At 66.4% G+C, this 17,818-nt stretch carries 18 protein-coding genes; 14 read left to right on the top strand and 4 right to left on the bottom strand.

Going from position 1 to position 17,818, the window contains the following annotated elements; translation table 11 throughout:
- Nucleotides 1-37: 37 nt before the first annotated feature.
- The 3 genes from modA (at nucleotide 38) to modC (ending at nucleotide 2,848) form a co-directional block, all read left to right on the top strand.
- Entirely contained in the window at nucleotides 38-796 is a 759-nt protein-coding gene (gene modA, locus K8U54_RS08730; RefSeq protein WP_434059993.1) for a molybdate ABC transporter substrate-binding protein, read from the top strand.
- 277 nt (nucleotides 797-1,073) lie between these two features.
- A complete protein-coding gene (gene modB, locus K8U54_RS08735) occupies nucleotides 1,074-1,757 on the top strand; it encodes a molybdate ABC transporter permease subunit (RefSeq protein WP_249909763.1) in 684 nt (227 codons plus the stop codon).
- On the top strand, nucleotides 1,754-2,848 hold the full coding sequence (gene modC / locus K8U54_RS08740; RefSeq protein ID WP_249909764.1) for a molybdenum ABC transporter ATP-binding protein: 1,095 nt from the start codon (nucleotides 1,754-1,756) through the stop codon (nucleotides 2,846-2,848). The genes modB and modC overlap by 4 nt, the downstream gene beginning before the upstream one ends.
- A 267-nt stretch (nucleotides 2,849-3,115) precedes the next feature.
- Here modC and K8U54_RS08745 read toward each other — a convergent pair whose 3' ends face one another.
- Nucleotides 3,116-4,054 carry a sigma 54-interacting transcriptional regulator gene (locus K8U54_RS08745; protein WP_249909765.1) on the bottom strand — a complete coding sequence of 313 codons (939 nt, stop codon included), beginning with the start codon at nucleotides 4,052-4,054 and terminating at the stop codon, nucleotides 3,116-3,118.
- Between the two features lie 52 nt (nucleotides 4,055-4,106).
- Complete coding sequence (locus K8U54_RS08750) at nucleotides 4,107-4,688, bottom strand: RBBP9/YdeN family alpha/beta hydrolase (protein ID WP_249910421.1); 582 nt, start codon at nucleotides 4,686-4,688, stop codon at nucleotides 4,107-4,109.
- A gap of 270 nt (nucleotides 4,689-4,958) precedes the next feature.
- Between K8U54_RS08750 and oscA the strand changes: the two genes are divergently transcribed.
- The 5 genes from oscA (at nucleotide 4,959) to K8U54_RS08775 (ending at nucleotide 9,090) form a co-directional block, all read left to right on the top strand.
- Nucleotides 4,959-5,141: a sulfur starvation response protein OscA gene (gene oscA, locus K8U54_RS08755; RefSeq protein ID WP_013793331.1), complete on the top strand. Its 183-nt coding sequence runs from the start codon at nucleotides 4,959-4,961 to the stop codon at nucleotides 5,139-5,141.
- Between the two features lie 132 nt (nucleotides 5,142-5,273).
- The gene (locus K8U54_RS08760) at nucleotides 5,274-6,275 is read left to right on the top strand and encodes a sulfate ABC transporter substrate-binding protein (protein WP_249909766.1); all 1,002 of its coding nucleotides are present in this window, start codon (nucleotides 5,274-5,276) and stop codon (nucleotides 6,273-6,275) included.
- A gap of 77 nt (nucleotides 6,276-6,352) precedes the next feature.
- Complete coding sequence (gene cysT, locus K8U54_RS08765; protein ID WP_249909767.1) at nucleotides 6,353-7,165, top strand: sulfate ABC transporter permease subunit CysT; 813 nt, start codon at nucleotides 6,353-6,355, stop codon at nucleotides 7,163-7,165.
- A gap of 10 nt (nucleotides 7,166-7,175) precedes the next feature.
- Nucleotides 7,176-8,036, top strand: coding sequence for a sulfate ABC transporter permease subunit CysW (cysW, locus tag K8U54_RS08770; protein WP_249909768.1), 861 nt, complete (start codon nucleotides 7,176-7,178; stop codon nucleotides 8,034-8,036).
- Nucleotides 8,037-8,097: 61 nt separating this feature from the next.
- Nucleotides 8,098-9,090 (top strand): sulfate/molybdate ABC transporter ATP-binding protein, encoded by a 993-nt coding sequence (locus K8U54_RS08775; protein ID WP_249909769.1) that lies wholly within the window; start codon nucleotides 8,098-8,100, stop codon nucleotides 9,088-9,090.
- A gap of 477 nt (nucleotides 9,091-9,567) precedes the next feature.
- Here K8U54_RS08775 and K8U54_RS08780 read toward each other — a convergent pair whose 3' ends face one another.
- Nucleotides 9,568-10,089, bottom strand: coding sequence for a DUF962 domain-containing protein (locus K8U54_RS08780; protein WP_249909770.1), 522 nt, complete (start codon nucleotides 10,087-10,089; stop codon nucleotides 9,568-9,570).
- Between the two features lie 88 nt (nucleotides 10,090-10,177).
- On the opposite strand from K8U54_RS08780, the gene K8U54_RS08785 reads away from it, so the two are divergent.
- Both K8U54_RS08785 and K8U54_RS08790 read left to right on the top strand, forming a co-directional pair.
- Nucleotides 10,178-10,855 carry a Crp/Fnr family transcriptional regulator gene (locus K8U54_RS08785; protein WP_249909771.1) on the top strand — a complete coding sequence of 226 codons (678 nt, stop codon included), beginning with the start codon at nucleotides 10,178-10,180 and terminating at the stop codon, nucleotides 10,853-10,855.
- A 107-nt stretch (nucleotides 10,856-10,962) separates the two neighbouring features.
- Entirely contained in the window at nucleotides 10,963-12,915 is a 1,953-nt protein-coding gene (locus K8U54_RS08790; RefSeq protein WP_249909772.1) for an alkaline phosphatase family protein, read from the top strand.
- A gap of 18 nt (nucleotides 12,916-12,933) precedes the next feature.
- Here the strand turns inward: K8U54_RS08790 and K8U54_RS08795 are convergent, their stop codons facing one another.
- Complete coding sequence (locus tag K8U54_RS08795) at nucleotides 12,934-13,458, bottom strand: dihydrofolate reductase (RefSeq protein WP_249910422.1); 525 nt, start codon at nucleotides 13,456-13,458, stop codon at nucleotides 12,934-12,936.
- Nucleotides 13,459-13,571: 113 nt separating this feature from the next.
- Between K8U54_RS08795 and K8U54_RS08800 the strand changes: the two genes are divergently transcribed.
- The 4 genes from K8U54_RS08800 to K8U54_RS08815 all read left to right on the top strand — a co-directional run bounded on the left by K8U54_RS08800 (nucleotide 13,572) and on the right by K8U54_RS08815 (nucleotide 17,803).
- Nucleotides 13,572-14,678: a glycerophosphodiester phosphodiesterase gene (locus K8U54_RS08800; protein WP_249909773.1), complete on the top strand. Its 1,107-nt coding sequence runs from the start codon at nucleotides 13,572-13,574 to the stop codon at nucleotides 14,676-14,678.
- Between the two features lie 68 nt (nucleotides 14,679-14,746).
- Nucleotides 14,747-16,123 (top strand): DUF2868 domain-containing protein, encoded by a 1,377-nt coding sequence (locus K8U54_RS08805; RefSeq protein WP_249909774.1) that lies wholly within the window; start codon nucleotides 14,747-14,749, stop codon nucleotides 16,121-16,123.
- Complete coding sequence (locus tag K8U54_RS08810; RefSeq protein ID WP_249909775.1) at nucleotides 16,116-17,534, top strand: GTPase/DUF3482 domain-containing protein; 1,419 nt, start codon at nucleotides 16,116-16,118, stop codon at nucleotides 17,532-17,534. The genes K8U54_RS08805 and K8U54_RS08810 overlap by 8 nt, the downstream gene beginning before the upstream one ends.
- Entirely contained in the window at nucleotides 17,531-17,803 is a 273-nt protein-coding gene (locus K8U54_RS08815; RefSeq protein ID WP_249909776.1) for a hypothetical protein, read from the top strand. The genes K8U54_RS08810 and K8U54_RS08815 overlap by 4 nt, the downstream gene beginning before the upstream one ends.
- The last annotated feature ends 15 nt before the right edge of the window (nucleotides 17,804-17,818 follow it).

Here is a 17,818-nt window from a genome sequence, read left to right on the forward strand (position 1 = left end):
GTGGCCGCCTCTCGCGGCCCTTCGCTCAGGAGCCCCCATGCGCCACCGCCTCGTTCGTTCGCTTCTCACCCTTTGCGCCAGCTTCGCCATGGCGGGCAATGCCCTTGCCGATCAGGTTCAGGTCGCTGTGGCGGCCAACTTCACCGCGCCCATGCAGGCCATCGCCAGCGCCTTCGAGCAGGACACCGGGCACAGCGTGCAGGCGTCCTACGGCGCCACCGGGCAGTTCTATGCGCAGATCAGCCATGGCGCCCCCTTCGAGGTGTTCCTGTCCGCCGATGACAGCACCCCCGCCAAGCTCGAGCAGGAAGGCCAGAGCCTGGAGGGCTCGCGCTTCACCTACGCCATCGGCAGCCTGGTGCTGTGGTCGCCGAAGGAAGGCTTCGTCGATGGCCAGGGTGCGGTGCTCGGCAAAGGCGATTTCAAGCACCTGGCCATCGCCAACCCGAAGGCGGCGCCCTACGGCCTGGCCGCCACCCAGACCCTCGACAAGCTGGGCCTGAGCGAGGCAGTCAAGGGCAAGATCGTCGAAGGCCAGAACATCACCCAGGCGCTGCAGTTCGTGTCTACCGGCAACGCCGAGCTGGGCTTCGTGGCCCTGTCCCAGGTCTACAAGGACGGCCAGATCAGCAGCGGTTCGGCCTGGGTGGTACCCGAAGCGATGTACCAGCCGATCCGCCAGGATGCGCTGATCCTCAAGAAGGGCGAAGCCAACCCAGCCGCCAAGGCGCTGGTCGAGTACCTGAAAGGGCCGAAAGCCGCGGAAATCATCAAGGCCTACGGTTACCAGCTCTAGAGAGCATGTCGGAATCTCCTGCGGGTCGATGCAGCAAGGGGCTGCTATGTGGCGCAAGTGGCCTTTCGTAGGGTGGACGACGCTTTACCTACGCGGCCCGACCCGTCCACCGCTCTGCGATCGCAATGGTGGACAAAAAGAGCGTTGTCCACCCTACGCTGGGAGCGGCCGCTTCTGCCTTTTTACAGCCCTCCATTTGCAATGCCGGAACCTGCGTTGGAAGATCGGCTGCCGACTCTGGCCCCCGTCTCACCACCAACTCTTGAAAGGCCACCGAATGCCCCTGGGCCCCAATGACTTCGCCGCCATTCTCCTCACCCTGGAGCTGGCGACCCTGACCACCGTGCTGTTGCTGCTGGTCGGCACGCCCATCGCCTGGTGGCTGGCGCGCACCGGGTCCTGGCTGAAGCGGCCGATTGGCGCCATTGTCGCCCTGCCCCTGGTACTGCCGCCGACGGTGATCGGCTTCTACCTGCTGATCAGCATGGGGCCCAATGGCTTTTTCGGCCAACTGACCCAGGCCCTTGGCCTGGGCACCCTGACCTTCACCTTCACGGGGCTGCTGATCGGCTCGGTGTTCTATTCCCTGCCGTTCGTGGTGCAGCCCCTGCAGAACACCTTCGAAGCCATCGGCCGCGCGCCGCTGGAGGCGGCCGCCACCCTGCGCGCCCGGCCCTGGGATACCTTCTTCAGCGTGGTGCTACCGTTGGCCAGGCCGGGCTTTCTCACCGCGGCGATCCTAGGCTTCGCCCACACCGTCGGCGAATTCGGCGTGGTGCTGATGATCGGTGGCAATATTCCCGGCAAGACCCAGGTGGCCTCGGTGCAGATCTACAACCACGTGGAAACCATGGAGTACGCCCAGGCCCACTGGCTGGCCGGCGGCATGGTGGCGTTCTCCTTCCTGGTGCTGCTGGCGCTCTACTCCAGTAACCGGCGCGGGCAGAAGGCCTGGATATGAGCGACAAGCAGATACAGGCACGCTTCACACTGGCTCACCCGGGCTTCACCCTGGAGGTCGACCTGCACCTGCCCGGTCGCGGAGTCAGCGCCCTGTTCGGTCATTCCGGCTCCGGCAAGACCACCCTGCTGCGCTGCGTCGCCGGCCTGGAACGCGCGGGCAGCGGTTACCTGCGAATCAATGGCGACACCTGGCAGGACAGCGCCAGCGGCATCTGGCGACCGGCCCACCAGCGCCCGGTCGGCTACGTGTTTCAGGATGCCAACCTGTTCCCTCACCTGTCGGTGCGGCGCAACCTCGAGTTCGGTTTCAAGCGCATCGCCAGGGCCGAACGCCGCGTGCCCTTCGAGCAGGCAGTCGAGCTGCTCGGCATCGAGCACCTGCTCGAGCGCCTGCCGCAGCGGCTGTCCGGTGGCGAGCGCCAGCGCGTCGGCATGGCCCGCGCCCTGCTCACCAGCCCGCGCCTGCTGCTGATGGACGAACCCCTGGCGGCGCTGGATCTCAAGCGCAAGCGCGAGGTGCTGCCCTACCTGGAACGCCTGCACGACGAGCTCGACATTCCGATTCTCTACGTCAGCCACGCCCCGGACGAGGTGGCGCGCCTGGCCGATCACCTGGTGCTGCTCGACGAAGGCCGGGTGACGGCCAGCGGGCCGCTCAAGGAAACCCTGATCCGCAGCGACCTGCCGTTCATCTTCGAGGACGATGCCGAAACGGTGATCGACGGCCAGGTCGAGCGCCACGACGCCCAGTACGACCTGCTCGACATCCGTCTTCCGGGCAGCACCGCCTGCCTGCGCCTGGCCCACGCGCCATTGCCGGCGGGCCGTCGGGTGCGCATCAAGATCAAGGCGCGGGACATCAGCCTGAGCCTGCAGCAGGCCCGCGACAGCAGCGTGCTCAACCTGCTGCCGGCAACGGTCGAACGCTGGTTCGACCTGCCCAATGCGGCGCACCGCCTGGTGGAACTGCAGCTGGGCGACCAGCGCATCATCGCGCGCATCACCCGCTACTCCTTCGATGGACTGGCTATCCGCGCCGGACAGCCGCTGTGGGTGCAGGTCAAGTCGGTGTCGCTGCTGGCGTCCTAGGCGTATCGCGTAGAGAAACCTGGGTATCGCTGCGCTCAACCCAGGCTACGAACGCAGACGTGCGAGGGAGCGGGCGGCGCCACCTAGTCCATGCCAGCGAAGCGTTCGCGCGCATGGCGCGCTCCCACAGGATCACCACACGGCTCCATCCGTAGGGTGGGTGGAGCGGCGCCAAGCCAGGTATTGGAATAGCCGCGATCCCGACGCGCCGCGTAGCCCGCCAGCCGATATCACGTGTTGCACCATTGGTGGGTTACGGCGCGCCCATCAAACTGCAATTCGCTGCTCGGCACGTCGTAGCAACTCACGCAACGCGGCCAACTGCCCGGCATCGCCTTCATCGAGCAATTGCTGGAGAGCATGCTCGACCCGTTGCAAAGGCGGCGCGGCCGGCAGGTTGAGGTGGCGTGCGTCGAGTTCCTCGCCGCTGCAGACCAGCAGGGCAAAATGCACCACGTTCTCCAACTCGCGGGTATTGCCTGGCCAGTCATGCCGCTCCAGCACCCGCTGGGCAGCCAGCGTGATGCTCGGCAGGGGCAGGCGCAAACGCTGGGTGTAGATGCCGAGAAAGTACTCGGCCAGTGGCAGTACATCACCGACCCGCTCGCGCAACGGCGGCAACGCCAGGTGGCCATCACTGAGGTAATGGGCCAGGCGCTCGTCGAACTTGCCGACCTCGACTGCCCGCCACAGGTCGATGCTGGTGGCCGCAACCAGCCGCACATCCACCGGCGTCGGCGCCGATGCCCCGACACGCCAGGCTTCGCCGGTTTCCAGCACGCCCAGCAACTGCGTCTGCAAGGGCAACGGCAGGTCGGCGATCTCGTCCAGATACAGGGTGCCGCCATTGGCCGAACCCAGCCAGCCGGCGCGGCTGCTCGGCGCACCTTGATGGGCACCCGCGGTGTAGCCGAACAACTCGGCCTCGCCATGGTTGGGGCTCAGGCCGCTGCAACTCAGGGCCACGAACAGGCCGGGGCGCTCACTGGAGCGATGAATATGGCGGGCCAACAGCTCCTTGCCCGTACCGGTTTCACCCTCGATCAGGATCGGCACTGGCAAGCCGGCGAGGCGCTCGACCTCCTCACGCAGCTTCCGGGTACGCGGGTCGATGAATACCAGCGCCTTGGCACGAATGCTCAGCGGGCTCTTGTCGGCGTCGGGAAAAATCAGCAGCGACGGGTCAGCTGCCGTAGACGGGCTCATACATGACTCTCCATGACGGTGAGGCCGCAAAAGGCCAGGCAGCGGCTACCGATCAGGCACGCAGGCGCAACTGCTGTTCGATGCGGCTCTGTAGGCGGAACAGGTAAGCGAAACCCTGATCCCAACGCTGGTGACCGGATTTCACGTTGATGTGCCCGGCACCGCTGAGAATGGCGACTTCGCTGCCCCAATCTCGGGCCAATTCGATGGCACGTGCGGCGCTGGCGGCCGAGTCGTTGTCGGAGCCCACCAACTGACTGGGAAATGGCAGCGCCTGGCGTGCGATCGGCGCGAAGTTGCGCAGGGCCTCCGGGCAGTTGGGGCGCTCCACGTCGGCCGGCGCCACCAGCAGCGCGCCGCGCACGCGGCGTATGGATTCCGTCGACGCTTGAGCAGCCCAGCGGGCGACGGTGACGCAACCCAGGCTGTGGGCGATCAGGATCGCCGGGCGCGGATCGGCAGCGATCTGCCGTTCCAGCGCAGCGATCCAGTCCTGTTGGCGTGGCGCCAGCCAGTCCAGCTGCTCGACCCGCGCACTATTGGGCAGGCTGCGTTGCCAGTGGCTCTGCCAATGGTCATCACCCGAGCCCTGCCAGCCAGGGACGATCAGGTAGCGAACCGCTTCACCGCGCATAGAGCGTTCACCGCGCATAGAGCGCCCTCCGTATCTACATGGCTTGCAGTGTACGAGGGCAAAATCCGATGTAAAAAGAATAAGAACTTATTTTCTTATTCCCTAATACGGTTCGTCGACTGGTAGAAGCAAAACACTCGCATATGCTTAAAAGATATATAAATGTTCTTAAACAGTATTTTTAAGAATATTTCTGTCTGCTTAGTATCCGCTCCACGCCCCGCCACCGACAGCCGTCGCACCACGATTCGAGGGCAAGGAGCCAAAACCATGACCGCCACGCTTCGCAATCTGGAAGGCCAGGATGACGCCACCATCTTGCGCGAGATCCAAAGCGCCCTGAACGGCCTCAAGTTCGGTTCGGTGGAAATCACCGTGCACAACGGCCAGGTGGTACAGATCGAGCGCAAGGAGAAATTCCGTCTCCAGCAGCCTGGCAGCAAGAACGCCTGAGCGCCTTTCGCCACCCGACCACGGGCCGCCCGCATGAGCCGTTACCCGTGCTGCCGATGTAACCCGCGAATGCCGGCCTAGAGAGCAGACATCGCACCGCCAGACACGTATTCAGCATTTAGGAGCTTCAACATGTCCATCCGCCGTTTCGCACTCGCTGCACTTGCCAGCGCCCTGGTTGCCGGCCCGGTCGCCGCCCAGACCCTGCTCAACGTGTCCTACGACCCGACCCGTGAGCTGTACGTGGAGTACAACAAGGCCTTCAACAAGCACTGGCAGGAACTGGGCAACGAGCCGCTGACCATCCAGCAGTCCCACGGCGGCTCCGGCAAGCAGGCCCGCGCGGTGATCGACGGCCTGCAGGCCGACGTGGTGACCCTGGCGCTGTCCGGCGACATCGACGCGCTGAACCTCAACCAGCCGCTGATCGACAAGGACTGGCAGAAACGCCTGGCCGACAACAGCACGCCGTACACCTCGACCATCGTGTTCCTGGTGCGCAAGGGCAACCCGAAAGGCATCAAGGACTGGGATGACCTGGTCAAGGATGGCGTGGAAATCATCACCCCGAACCCGAAAACCTCAGGCGGCGCGCGCTGGAACTTCCTGGCCGCCTGGGCGTACGCCAAGAAGAAATACGGCAGCGACGAAAAGGCCTTGGAATACGTGACCGAGCTGTACCGCCACGCGCCGGTGCTCGACACCGGTGCCCGTGGCGCGACCATCAGCTTCGTGCAGCGTGGCCTGGGCGATGTGCTGCTGGCCTGGGAGAACGAAGCCTACCTGTCGCTGGCCGAAGAAGGCGGCGATCAGCTGGAAATCGTCACCCCGTCGCTGTCGATCCTCGCCGAGCCGCCGGTGGCCGTGGTCGACAGGAACGTCGACCGCAAGGGCACCCGCAAGGCCGCCGAAGCCTACCTGCAGTTCCTGTACAGCGAGGAAGGTCAGCGCATCGCCGCGAAGAACTTCTACCGCCCCCGTGACGCCAAGGTGGCGGCCGAATTCAAGGACCAGTTCAAGGAGCTGGAGCTGGTCACCATCGACAAGGACTTCGGTGGCTGGGCCAAGGCGCAACCGAAGTACTTCGATGACGGCGGCGTGTTCGACAACATCTTCCAGAAGATCAACCAGTAAGTTCAGCTGATCGATCGCGCCCGTCACTCCCCGTGGAGCGACGGGCTTTGCCGTGGACCTGAGCAAAAGGACTCACCATGTCTCGTCGAACTTCCTCGGTCATACCCGGCTTCGGGCTGACTCTGGGCTACACGCTTACCTACCTGGCGCTGATCGTGCTGATCCCCCTGGGCGCCATGTTCCTGTTCTCCATGCAGCTGTCCGCCGAACAGTGGTGGAGCCTGCTCAATAATCGCCAGCTGCAGTTCTCCCTGAAGCTGTCGTTCGGCACCGCCCTGGCCGCGGCCCTGCTCAACGGCATTCTCGGCACCATCATCGCCTGGGTCCTGGTGCGCTACACCTTTCCCGGCCGGCGCCTGATCGACGCCATGGTCGACATGCCGTTCGCCCTGCCCACCGCCGTGGCCGGCATCGCCCTGACCGCGCTCTACGCGCCCAATGGCCTGATCGGCTCGCTGTTCCCGTTCAAGATCGCCTACACGCCCCTGGGCATCACCCTGGCCCTGGTGTTCGTGACCCTGCCGTTCGTGGTGCGCACCCTGCAGCCGGTCCTGGCCGATATTCCCAAGGAAGTCGAAGAGGCCGCTGCCTGCCTGGGCGCCAAGCCGTTCCAGGTATTTCGCCATGTGCTGCTGCCCAGCCTGTTGCCGGCCTGGTTGACCGGTTTCGCCCTGGCCTTCGCCCGTGGCGTGGGTGAGTACGGCTCGGTGGTGTTCATCGCCGGCAACATACCGCTGAAGACCGAGATCCTGCCGCTGCTGATCGTCTCCAAGCTGGACCAGTACGACTATCCGGGCGCCACCGCCATCGGCGTGATCATGCTGGTGGTCTCGTTCATCCTGCTGCTGCTGATCAACATCCTGCAGCGCCGCATCCAGCCGCAACTCTGAGGAGCCCGTCATGAGCCTTGCAACCCTTGGCAAGAACGCGGCGCGCCCAGCGAGCCGCTCCCCCGGCGCCATCGCCCTGATCGTCGTGGCCTGGGCGGTATTCGCAGTGATCCTGCTGCTGCCGCTGTACATCGTGCTGAGCCAGGGCCTGAGCCGTGGCCTGGCATTCTTCTGGGAAGCCATCAGCGAGCCGGACGCCATTTCCGCACTCAAGCTGACCCTGCTGGCCACCGCCATCTCGGTGCCGCTCAACCTGGTGTTCGGCGTGGCCGCCGCCTGGGCGGTGACCAAGTTCGAGTTCCGCGGCAAGAGCCTGCTGATCACCCTGATCGACATGCCCTTCTCGGTATCGCCGGTGGTCGCCGGCCTGATCTACGTGCTGCTGTTCGGTTCGCAGAGTTTTCTCGCGCCCTACCTGCAGGACCACAACCTGCAGATCGTCTACGCCGTGCCGGGCATCGTGCTGGCGACCATCTTCGTGACCTTTCCCTTCGTCGCCCGCGAGCTTATCCCGCTGATGGAGGAACAGGGCACCACCGAGGAGGAGGCCGCGCGCCTGCTCGGCGCCAACGGTTGGCAGATGTTCTGGCATGTCACGCTGCCTAACGTAAAATGGGCGCTGATTTACGGCGTGGTGCTGTGTACGGCCCGGGCAATGGGCGAGTTCGGGGCGGTATCGGTGGTTTCCGGGCACATCCGCGGCTACACCAACACCCTGCCGCTGCATATCGAGATTCTCTACAACGAATACAACATGGTCGCCGCGTTCAGCGTGGCCATCCTGCTGCTGGTGATGGCCCTGATCGTGCTGCTGCTGCGCCAGTGGAGCGAAGCGCGCCTGAGCCGCCAGCTCAAGGCGAACGACGATTGAACCCCTTTTGCCGGCGCCGCGCCCCCTGCGCGAACCGGCCAGACAGACACAGGTAGACACCATGAGTATCGAAGTCAGCGGCATCAACAAGCACTTTGGCCAGTTCAACGCGCTCAACAACATCAACCTGAACATCCAGAGCGGCGAGCTGGTCGCCCTGCTCGGCCCGTCCGGTTGCGGCAAGACCACCCTGCTGCGCATCATCGCCGGCCTGGAAACCCCGGACAGCGGCAACATCGTGTTCCACGGCGAAGACGTCTCCGAGCACGACGTGCGTGATCGCAAGGTCGGTTTCGTGTTCCAGCACTACGCCCTGTTCCGCCACATGACGGTGTTCGACAACGTCGCCTTCGGCCTGCGCATGAAGCCCAAGGGCGAGCGCCCCAACGAGAGCACCATCAAGAAGAAGGTCCATGACCTGCTCGGCTTGGTGCAGCTCGACTGGCTGGCCGACCGTTACCCGGAGCAGCTCTCCGGTGGCCAGCGCCAGCGCATCGCCCTGGCCCGCGCCCTGGCGGTGGAACCGAAGGTGCTGCTGCTCGACGAGCCCTTCGGCGCCCTCGACGCCAAGGTGCGCAAGGAGCTGCGCCGCTGGCTGGCGCGCCTGCACGAGGAAGTGCACCTGACCAGCGTGTTCGTCACCCACGACCAGGAAGAAGCCATGGAAGTGGCCGACCGCATCGTGGTGATGAACAAGGGCGTGGTCGAGCAGATCGGCTCGCCGGCCGAGGTGTACGAGAAGCCGGCCAGCGACTTCGTCTACCACTTCCTCGGTGATGCCAACCGCCTGTACGTCGGCGACGATCATCATGTGCTGTTCCGCCCCCACGAAGTGAGCCTGTCCAGCGAGGCGCTGGACGGTCACCAGGCCGGCGAGGTACGGGACATCCGCCTGCTTGGCGCCATCACCCGCATCACCCTGAAGGTCGAGGGCCAGGACGAGCTGATCGAAGCCGAAGTCGCCAAGGATCACCTCAGCCTCGACAACCTCGCCCGCGGCACCACCCTGTACTTCAAGCCCAAGGGCGGCAAGCCGGTGAGCACCGGCGTGTAACAAGAGCCGCAGGCGAGAACGCCCTGGCCACGCAGCCAGGGCGTTTTCATTTACGCCTTCGCCATCAGGGACCATGGGACGATTCAAGGAGAACGCGGAAGATCCCTGGCTTGGCGAACTGCCCAACTTTGTGGGAGCGGGCCATGCCCGCGAAATCACGGCCATGGGCCGTTCCCACAGGAGTTGCGGGAACCTCTGACTCGGCGTAATTGCCCAGTTCCTGTTGACGCGACTTGCGGGCAAAGACCAAGCGCCCGCCACCACAATATCCCACAAACGCTGCTTTCTCTTGGAGCCTGTTCAAAATCTCGCGAGCTAGAGCAATGCAAGGCCTAGGCGGCCCCACAAAAACAGGCGAGGACCGGTCGGAGTCGCGCCCGACTTTACGAGCTGTAAATGAGCAGTCCGACTGGGCTGGCAATCCAGCCTGTTTTTTAACGCAGCAGTGCCGACGCGCAGCAGACTTTGAACAGGTTCTCAGGCCACCTTGCGCTCACGTATGCAGGTCGGCCCGGCACGTTCGACCACTTCATGCTCGACCTCCTGGCGCAGGCCGAGGAGAAAGGCCGCTTCGGCGACCACGAACAGCGGCCCGATGATCAGCCCGGTGAGGTCGTCGACGAACGCCGGCTTGCGGCCTTCGTAGAAATGGCCGATGAACTGGATGATCCAGCCGACCACGAACAGCCCCAGCCCCATGCTCAGCCACAGCGCCGTACCGGCCATCGCCAGCCCGGCGCTGAACCACAGGCACAAGCCCAGCAAGGCGCCCATCACCGCCCCGAAACGAAGGTCCAGGCGCAGATAGAACAGCGTGCTCAGCAGCGCAGCCAGGGTCGCCGGCGACAGCCACAGGCCGCCCACAACAATTCCCGGGCGCGACAGCAGCACGGTGACGGCCAGCACGATCATCGGGATACCGACGAAGTGGGTGACGATATTGCGCCGGTCGCGGTGGTAGGCCGCGTATTGGGCGAGGTGATCCACCAGGGTTTTCATTGTTGTTATCCTCTCGGGGTGCGTACCGCCTCATCATGGCGCGGCACGCACGCCAGCACTGTCAGCTAGCCGACAAAGCGGAATTCCCATGACCGATCTGCGCGACACCCTGCTTCAGGGCCAATGGTTCGCCGCGTTGCCGGCGCCCTTGCAGCAGGCGCTGCTGAGCCAGGGCCGGCGGCTGAACCTGGAGGCCGGGCAACGCCTGTTCAGCCGCGGCGACGCACCCAGCGGGCTGTATGCCGTGCTCAACGGCGCCATGCGCGTCGGCAGTGTGGATGCCGACGGCAAGGAGGCGCTGCTGGTGCTGGTGGAAGCGCCGCATTGGTTCGGTGAGATCGCCCTGTTCGACGGCCAGCCGCGTACCCACGACGCCGTTGCCGAAGGCGCCGGCAGCCTGCTGCATGTGCCCCAGGCGGGCCTGCTGAGCCTGCTCGATACGCACCCCGCCTATTGGCGCGACCTCGCCCTGCTGATGGCCCACAAGGTGCGCCTGGCCTTTATCGCGCTCGAGGAGATCAGCCTGCTGCCCGCCGCACAACGCCTGGCGCGGCGCCTGCTGCTGATCGCCGAGGACTATGGCGAAAGCCAGGGCCCGCGGCGCATCATCCACCTGTCCCAGGAGCAATTGGCGGCCATGCTGGCGATCTCCCGGCAGACCGCCAATGGCGTGCTCAAGGAGTTGCAGGCACGGGGCATCGTCAAACTGACCTACGGCGAGATCGAGATTCTCGATCTGCACGCACTGCGCGAGGCCGCGCACTGAAGCATGAAGCTTTTGTGACAGCCGAACCAATGGCCAAGCGCCATGTCCTTATTGATTCTCTGAACCACAGGCCGGCTGGCTGAGCCGGCGGCCGCCAACCACCCGGGATGCCGTTGCCAGACTCTGCCCCCATCGACCTGCCCAGCGTACTCGCCGGCCCGCTCCTGCGCCGGCTGGAGCCCGATCGCCTGGTGCTCTGGCTGGTCGCCAGCCGCCCGCTGCAGCTGACCTTGCGCCTGGCGCCGGGCGACCGGGCCGAACGCGATCACCCGCTGGACGACGACGCCTGCCAGCGCCTGGTGGTCGGCGAACGTGCGGTCATCCACCTGATCGACCTGCACCTCGACACGCCGCTGCCGCAGGACGAGCTGATCGCTTACGACCTGCTGGTCGACGGCCAGCAGGGTATCGCCGACTGGGCCGCGCACCTGCTGTATGACGGCGCGACGCGGCCCAACTTCGTGCTGCGCTCGCGCATCGACCACCTGCTGCACGGCTCCTGCCGCAAGCCACACCATGCCGCCAACGATGGCCTGCTGTGCGCCGATCGGCTGCTGGCGGCGCCCCATGCGCCGGGCGAACGGCCAGCCCTGCTGATGCACAGCGGTGATCAGGTGTACGTCGACGATGTCGCCGGGCCGATGCTGCGCGCCATCCACCAGCTGATCGAGCGCCTGGGCCTGTACCACGAGAAACTCGAAGGCGCGGTCGTCGATAACAGCGCCGATCTCTATGGCCACCCGGCCAGCTATTACCACCGTGCCGACCTGCTGCCCGCGCTGAAGAGCAACGAGACCCTGCGCGAACGCTTCTTCGGCGGCAGCGAAAAGCCCATCTTCACCAGCGCCAATGCCGACAACCACCTGGTCACCCTGGCCGAAGTGCTGGCCATGTACCTGCTGGTGTGGTCGCCCACGCCCTGGTTGCTGCTCGACCGCGAAGCGCCCGAGCTGAGCACCAAGGATGCCCAGCGCTACGACCGCGAGCGCGCCTGCATCGCCGCCTTCGTCGCCAGCCTCGGTGACGTGGCGCGGGTGCTGGCGCACCTGCCGAACCTGATGATCTTCGATGACCACGACATCACCGATGACTGGAACCTGTCGGCCCAGTGGGAGGAGACCGCCTACGGCCATCCCTTCTCCAAGCGCATCATCGGCAACGCGCTGATCGGCTACCTGCTGTGCCAGGGCTGGGGCAACGATCCCGACGCCTTCAGCGAGCCCCTGGCCAATGCCCGGGCACTGTGCGAACGGGCCACAGGCGTCGGCCTGGACAGCCCGGCCCAGGATCGCCTGATCGACCAGCTGATGGGCTTCCAGCACTGGCACTACGTGCTGCCCAGCAGCCCGGCGCTGCTGGTACTCGACACGCGCACCCGGCGCTGGCGCAGCGAGCGCAACCTCAGGCGGCCGTCGGGCCTGCTCGACTGGGAAGCGCTCAGCGAACTGCAGCAGAACCTGCTCGACCACCCGAGCGCCATCATCGTTTCGCCGGCGCCGATGTTCGGGGTCAAGCTGATCGAGGCCGTGCAGCGGGTATTCAGCTGGGCCGGCCATCCGCTGATGGTCGATGCGGAAAACTGGATGGCCCATCGCGGCGCCGCCAGCGTGATGATGAACATCTTCCGCCACTCGCGCACGCCCCGGGACTACGTGGTGCTGTCCGGCGATGTGCACTACTCGTTCTTCTACGAGGTCAAGGTGCGGCACCGGTCGCGCGGCCCGACCATCTGGCAGATCACCAGCAGCGGCGTGAAGAACGAATTCCCACGCCGCCTGCTGGACGTCTTCGATCGCCTCAACCGCTGGCTCTACGCGCCTTGGTCGCCGCTCAACTGGCTGACCAAGCGCCGGCGCATGCAGGTCTTCCCGCATATCCCCAAGCACAGCAAGTCAGGCGAGCGCCTGTGGAATTCTGCCGGCCTCGGCCAGGTGCTGTTCAATGCCGAAGGCCAGCCCAGCCGCGTGTTCCAGCTCAACGCTGACGGCTCGCCGCGCACCGAATTCATCGATGACCGTGATCAGGTGGCCGAGCCCAGCGAAGCGGCGAAACGCGTTTAACCCCAGGGCGATAGCGGGTTAAAGACGTGCCCAGGTCTCGAAGCTGTGCGCAGGCGCCGACTCGGTGGCCGGCTGCTCGTCGCGCTCGATACGCTGCCACTGCGCCTCGTCGAACGCCGGGAACCAGGCATCCCCTTGCGGCTGCAGCGCCACGCGGGTCAGGTACAGGCGGTCGGCAACCGGCAGCGCCTGCTCGTATAGCTGCGCGCCGCCGATCAGCATCACCTCGTCGGCGCCCTGCTCGCGGGCCCAGGCCTCGGCGCGCTGGTGTGCGGCCTCGACCGTGGCGAATACTTCGGCGCCTTCGAGCGTCAGGCCGGCCTGGCGGCTGACCACCAGATTGAGGCGGCCCGGCAACGGCCGGCCCAGCGAATCCCAGGTCTTGCGACCCATGATGATCGGCTTGCCGAGGGTCTTGGCCTTGAAGTGCTTGAGGTCCGCCGGCAGGTGCCAGGGCAATTGGTTATCGCGGCCGATCACGCGGTTTTCGGCGAGGGCGGCGATCAGGCAGAGGGGGAGTCGAGTGGTCATGGCGGCGAGCATAGCAGAGCCCGCCATGGGCCCGCATGACTTGCCGCATTGTCATCGTCACGCCATGGTTGTCGGTGCAGGCTGTTGGCAACCCATCAGCCAACATCGCTCAGGAGAGATGCCCGATGCCCCTACGCCAGCCCCGCATGCTACTGCTCAGCGCCTTGCTCGCCCTGCCCTTCACGGCGAATGCCGACACCCGGGAAGCGCCCGCCGGCAAGCGCGCCGACGATGGCAAGCCGCTGATCATCGCCCACCGTGGCGCCAGCGGTTACCTGCCCGAGCACACCCTCGCCGCCTATGCGGTCGCGGTGCTGCAGGGCGCCGACTATGTCGAGCCGGACCTGGTGATGAGCAAGGACGGCCAGTTGTTCGCCCGCCACGACAACGAGCTGGGCCTGACCACCGACGTGGCCCAGCACCCGGAATTCGCAGACCGCAAACGCAAGGCCAGCATCGATGGCGTGGAGCTCGACGGCTGGTTCAGCGAGGACTTCACCGCGGCCGAACTGAAACGCCTGCGCGCCATCGAGCGGATTCCCGATATTCGCCCGGGCAACACCCGCCTGGATGGCCAGTTCGAGATTCCGACCCTGCAGGAAATCATCGACCTGGTGAAGGCGCTGCAGGTCAGCCAGGGCCGCGAGATCGGCCTGTATATCGAGACCAAGCACCCCGCGCACTTCCAGAAGCTCGGCCTGGCCATGGAAAAACCGCTGGTCGAGGCACTGGCCCGCAACGGCTATCGTGATGCAGAGGCGCCGGTGTTTATCCAGTCCTTCGAAGTCAGCAACCTGAAGGCGCTGCGCCAGCTCGGCTCGCTGCGCCTGGTGCAGCTGTACGGCAAAGGCCAGCCCCAGGATCAGGTGGAGCAGGGCAACCCGCTGTCCTACGAGCAGATGGCCACGCCGGCCGGGTTGAAGGCGGTCGCCGGGTACGCCAATGGCGTCGGCCCGGACAAAGGCTACGTGATCCCACGCAAACAGGACGGCAGCCTGGGTGAGCCGACGCGCTTCGTCGCCGACGCCCACGCCGCCGGCCTGGTGGTGCATCCCTATACCTTCCGCGCCGAAAACCAGTTCCTGCCCACCGACCTGCAACGGGGCAGCGACCCGGCCACCCGCGGCGACATCGACGCCGAGCTGCGCGCCTTCCTGGCCACCGGCATCGATGGGCTGTTCATCGATCAGCCGGATATCGCCGTGCGCCTGCGCGAGGCCGCCGGCCGTTAACTGCGAGCTGTTGTCATTCACCACGCAGCGGGTATGCTCCCGGAGACCGACACTCACCGGGAGATCGCGTGTCCCTACCCAAGCTGCAACGTCTCTGGCTCTGCGAGGCCGTGCGCCTGCGCGAAGAACATGCCGGCCTGCTCGAAGACGGCGAAGCCAATCGTCGCGCCCAGGTGGCCGGCGGTGACCTGGCCACCCGCATCGAAACCCGGGCCCTGCTGCTGGCTGAACGTGATGGCCAGCAACAGGCGCAACGCCATTGGCTGCAAGGCGCGCGCCTGGCCCTGCTGCTGCTCGGCCTGCTGGCCCTGGCCAGTGGCGCTGGCCTGGCGGTAGCTGCGCTGGGCGACGGGCAAACGCCGGTCAACGTGTTCTGGGCCCTGGGCAGCCTGCTCGGCCTGCATGTTCTGATGTTGCTCGGCTGGCTGCTCGGCCTGCTGTTTGGCGGCGGCCACGGCGCGGTGCTCGGCCGCCTGTGGCTGTGGCTCAGCGAGAAACTGGCCCGTGACGCCAGCGCGCTGCACACCGGCCCCGCCCTGGTCCTGCTGCTGCGTCGCCAGCGCCTCAATCGCTGGCTGGTCGGCATGGCCGTCCATGGGCTATGGCTGGTGGCGCTGACCACCGCCCTGGTGATGCTCCTGGCATTGCTCTCCACCCGCCGCTACGGCTTCGTCTGGGAAACCACCCTGCTGGGCGGCGACACCTTCGTCGCCCTCACCCAGGCCCTCGGCGCACTGCCTGGCCTGCTCGGTTTTCCGGTACCCGATGCCGCCACCATCCGCGCCAGCGGCGACAGCCCACTGCCCCTGGAGGCCGCTCGCCATGCCTGGGCCGGCTGGCTGATCGGCGTGCTGGTGATCTATGGCGTACTGCCACGCCTGCTGCTGGGGCTGCTGTGCCTGTGGCGCTGGCGTAGCGGCGTGGCACAGTTGCAACTGGACGTCGACCTGCCCGGTTACGACCTGCTGCGCGAGCGCCTGCAACCCAACAGCGAGCGCCTGGGCGTCTGCGATGCCGAGCCGGCGCAGCTTTATCAGGTGCGGGCCGCGGCTGGCGTCGACACCAGCAGCGGTGCGTTGCTGGTGGCCATAGAGCTGGATGACCGGCGCCCCTGGCCGCCGCTGCTGCCCAAGTCGGTGGCCGACGCCGGCATCATCGACAGCCGCGAACAACGCCGCCAATTGCTCGACCAGCTCACCCGCTTTCCGCCGGCGCGCCTGGCCATCGCCTGCGACCCGCGGCGCTCGCCGGACCGCGGCAGCCTGGCGCTGCTCGCCGAGCTGGCCCGTTGCGCCGGCGCCACCCGTATCTGGCTGCTGCAGCCGCCCCAGGGCGAAACCCTCGACAGCGAGCGCCTTGGCGACTGGCACAAGGCACTGGACGACCTGCAACTGGCCCATCGGGACAGCTCGCCCCTGACCTGGCTGGAGACTGGCCATGACTGACTTGCTGCGCACTGTTCGCCCCGCGCCTGAGTCCGCCCTGCGACTCGCCGTGGTCGGCCACACCAACGTCGGCAAGACCTCGTTGCTGCGCACCCTGACCCGTGATGTCGGCTTCGGCGAGGTGTCCCATCGCCCCAGTACCACCCGCCATGTCGAAGGTGCACGCCTGTCGGTGGACGGCGAGGCGCTGCTGGAGCTCTACGACACACCGGGCCTGGAAGATGCCATCGCCCTGCTCGACTACCTCGACCAGTTGGACCGCCCCGGCGAGCGCCTCGACGGCCCGGCGCGCTTGGCGCGCTTTATGGAAGGCAGCGAGGCGCGCCAGCGCTTCGAGCAGGAAGCCAAGGTGCTGCGCCAGCTGCAGGCCTCGGACGCCGGGCTGTATGTGATCGACGCCCGGGAGCCGGTGCTGGCCAAATACCGCGACGAGCTGAACGTGCTGGCCATGTGTGGCCGGCCGCTGCTGCCGGTGCTGAACTTCGTGGCGGGCGCCAACCACCGTGAAGACGACTGGCGTGAGGCCCTGGCGCGCCTGGGGTTGCATGCCCTGGTGCGCTTCGACAGCGTGGCGCCGCCGCTCGATGGTGAGCGCCGCCTGTACGAAAGCCTGGCGCTGATGCACGAGAAGTCGCGCCCGCAATTGCAGCGCTTGATCGACGATCACGAAGCCCAGCGCGTGGCCCGCCACCGCAGCGCCAAGCGCCTGATCGCCGAATTGCTGGTCGACTGCGCCGCCTGCCGGCGCAGCGTCGCCAACCAGCCGGAGCTGGCCAAGAGCGCCATCGAGGAGCTGCGCGCTCAGGTGCGCCAGCGTGAACAGCGCTGCGTGGAAGCCCTGCTGCGCCTGTACGCCTTTCGCCGCGAGGACGCCCGCGCCGATGACCTGCCCTTGCTGGACGGCCGCTGGGGCGAGGATCTGTTCAACCCGGAAACCATCAGGCAGCTGGGCATCCGCCTGGGTGGCGGCGCCGCGGCGGGTGCAGCGGCCGGCGCTGGTGTCGATCTGCTGGTCGGCGGCCTGACCCTGGGCACCGCTGCCCTGGCCGGCGCGCTGCTTGGCGGTGGCGCGCAGACCCTGCGCAACTACGGCTCGCGCCTCAAGGGCAAGCTCCAGGGCCAACGCGAGCTGACCGTCGACGACGCCGTGCTGCGCCTGCTCGCCCTGCGCCAGGAGCACCTGCTGGCCGCGCTGGATCAACGCGGCCACGCGGCCGTCGAAGCGGTACGCCTCGGTGCCCTGCAGGACAGCCAGTGGCGCGAAGGCAAGCTGCCGGGCGCCCTGCGCGTCGCCCGGGCACGGCCGGAGTGGTCGTCGCTGAACCCCGGCGCGCGCCTCGATCAGGTCGAGCGACTGGAACAGGTCGAGCGCCTGGCCCGGGAAATCGGCTCGGCACCGAGCGGGTCATGACCTTCTGCGCAGAGCTGGCCGCCGTGCTGGCCCGCGAATTGAGCAGCGGCAACCGCCTCGGCCAGGCGCCGCATCGCGCCGGCTGGCCGCAGCCGGACTCGCTGTTCGCCGCCCTGAGCGAGGATTTCAAGAGCGACCTCAAGCACCTGCCGGCCTGCCTGCAACATGGCCATTGCAACGACCCGCATTACGGCTGGTACGAGGAACTCTACTGCCGTGATCACCACCACCTGCTGGTTGCCGGGGTGCCCAGACCCGGCCGCCGCTGAACCCGAGCCCAGACC

Source organism: Pseudomonas fulva (assembly GCF_023517795.1).
GTDB lineage: Bacteria > Pseudomonadota > Gammaproteobacteria > Pseudomonadales > Pseudomonadaceae > Aquipseudomonas > Aquipseudomonas fulva_D.

What these genes read in the sequence shown, in the direction of transcription:
- modA (WP_434059993.1), top strand. Translation starts at nt 38, where the DNA reads ATGCGCCACCGCCTCGTTCGTTCGCTTCTCACCCTTTGCGCCAGCTTC.
- modB (WP_249909763.1), top strand. Translation starts at nt 1,074, where the DNA reads ATGCCCCTGGGCCCCAATGACTTCGCCGCCATTCTCCTCACCCTGGAG.
- modC (WP_249909764.1), top strand. Translation starts at nt 1,754, where the DNA reads ATGAGCGACAAGCAGATACAGGCACGCTTCACACTGGCTCACCCGGGC.
- K8U54_RS08745 (WP_249909765.1), bottom strand. Translation starts at nt 4,054, where the DNA reads ATGAGCCCGTCTACGGCAGCTGACCCGTCGCTGCTGATTTTTCCCGAC.
- K8U54_RS08750 (WP_249910421.1), bottom strand. Translation starts at nt 4,688, where the DNA reads ATGCGCGGTGAAGCGGTTCGCTACCTGATCGTCCCTGGCTGGCAGGGC.
- oscA (WP_013793331.1), top strand. Translation starts at nt 4,959, where the DNA reads ATGACCGCCACGCTTCGCAATCTGGAAGGCCAGGATGACGCCACCATC.
- K8U54_RS08760 (WP_249909766.1), top strand. Translation starts at nt 5,274, where the DNA reads ATGTCCATCCGCCGTTTCGCACTCGCTGCACTTGCCAGCGCCCTGGTT.
- cysT (WP_249909767.1), top strand. Translation starts at nt 6,353, where the DNA reads ATGTCTCGTCGAACTTCCTCGGTCATACCCGGCTTCGGGCTGACTCTG.
- cysW (WP_249909768.1), top strand. Translation starts at nt 7,176, where the DNA reads ATGAGCCTTGCAACCCTTGGCAAGAACGCGGCGCGCCCAGCGAGCCGC.
- K8U54_RS08775 (WP_249909769.1), top strand. Translation starts at nt 8,098, where the DNA reads ATGAGTATCGAAGTCAGCGGCATCAACAAGCACTTTGGCCAGTTCAAC.
- K8U54_RS08780 (WP_249909770.1), bottom strand. Translation starts at nt 10,089, where the DNA reads ATGAAAACCCTGGTGGATCACCTCGCCCAATACGCGGCCTACCACCGC.
- K8U54_RS08785 (WP_249909771.1), top strand. Translation starts at nt 10,178, where the DNA reads ATGACCGATCTGCGCGACACCCTGCTTCAGGGCCAATGGTTCGCCGCG.
- K8U54_RS08790 (WP_249909772.1), top strand. Translation starts at nt 10,963, where the DNA reads ATGCCGTTGCCAGACTCTGCCCCCATCGACCTGCCCAGCGTACTCGCC.
- K8U54_RS08795 (WP_249910422.1), bottom strand. Translation starts at nt 13,458, where the DNA reads ATGCTCGCCGCCATGACCACTCGACTCCCCCTCTGCCTGATCGCCGCC.
- K8U54_RS08800 (WP_249909773.1), top strand. Translation starts at nt 13,572, where the DNA reads ATGCCCCTACGCCAGCCCCGCATGCTACTGCTCAGCGCCTTGCTCGCC.
- K8U54_RS08810 (WP_249909775.1), top strand. Translation starts at nt 16,116, where the DNA reads ATGACTGACTTGCTGCGCACTGTTCGCCCCGCGCCTGAGTCCGCCCTG.
- K8U54_RS08815 (WP_249909776.1), top strand. Translation starts at nt 17,531, where the DNA reads ATGACCTTCTGCGCAGAGCTGGCCGCCGTGCTGGCCCGCGAATTGAGC.